This window comes from Zhongshania sp. (assembly GCF_041584495.1).
GTDB lineage: Bacteria > Pseudomonadota > Gammaproteobacteria > Pseudomonadales > Spongiibacteraceae > Spongiibacter.
In genome coordinates, this window is the sequence record NZ_JBFHDY010000323.1 from 1 (window position 1) to 1,090 (window position 1,090).

1 protein-coding gene and 1 pseudogene are annotated in these 1,090 nt (G+C 51.6%); both read left to right on the top strand.

Annotation, left to right across the window (positions count from 1 at the left end; genetic code table 11):
• The coding region (locus ABYP33_RS19545) for a TolC family protein (protein WP_373093065.1) at nucleotides 1–625 on the top strand (625 nt) is incomplete at its 5' end.
• Nucleotides 622–1,090: pseudogene (locus ABYP33_RS19550) on the top strand (secretion protein HlyD); the annotation flags it as partial. The gene ABYP33_RS19545 and the pseudogene ABYP33_RS19550, both read left to right, overlap by 4 nt.

The following is a 1,090-nucleotide window of genomic DNA, read 5'->3' on the forward strand; positions in this document are numbered from 1 at the left end:
AGCTGATTTTGATACTGCTTCAGGCTCTCTTGTCATTGCCTCAGAAAAGGTAAATTACGAGGCGCTGGCGCAGCAGTTAAGCAGTCATCCGCGCGTGCAAAAACTACTGAGTCAAGAGCGCGTCGCGCAATCTGAAATTGCTCTGGCAAAAACAGAAGCCCAGTCACGGTGGCAGTTTTCAGCCGGTGTAAAGCGTTTTGAAAATACCGATGACTACGCCTTAGTAGCTGGCTTTACCGTGCCGTTGGGGGGCGAAAAGCGTAATAGTGGACGTATCGCTGCATTAGCGGCTGATCGTGATCGTTATCGCACCGATGCCGACGCCGTGCAAATAGTGCTGGAAGCTCGCTTGTACGTTTTGCTGCAAGAGTTTCAGCACGCGCAGCATGTGGTTGGCGCACTGGGTGAGCAGATTATTCCCACTCTTGAACAAGCCCAAAAAGAAGCCCAAAACGCCTACCAGCTTGGTCGCTATAGTTACCAAGATTGGCGCGGGGTGCAGCAGGAGCTGCTTGCAGCACGTAGTCATTTATTAGATAGCCAGTTTAAAGCACAGCTCACACGCGTTGAAATTGAACGCCTAAGCGGTTTGCCACTACTGGGCAGCGACGAGGTAAATCCATGAGTATTCTAGTAAAACGATCGTTAATCGCCAGTATGCTGGTCTCTTTATTAATGAGCTTATGCGGCGCTGCGCTGGCGTCTGGCGCCGAGGCTAAGGAAGTTGAGCCTGAAAAAGGCCCACATCGGGGGCGTATGTTGCGCGAGGGTGATTTCGCGATTGAACTGGCCATCTTCGAGACCGGCGTACCGCCAGAGTTTCGCGTCTGGGCAAGTCAAGGTGGCGAGGCGTTGCCTCCAGAGAACGTCAAGGTAAGCGTTACTTTGGGACGCCTGGGTGACGGCGACGATCTGATCAATTTTAAACCGCAGGATGATTTTTTGCGCGGTGACATGGAAATCGTCGAGCCGCATTCTTTTCTCGTTACGCTTAACGCTTCTTATGGTGGTAAACGCTATCAGTGGCAATACGATAATTTTGAAGGACGAACGCAGATTAATCCCGACGTGGCTGATGCCATGGGTATCA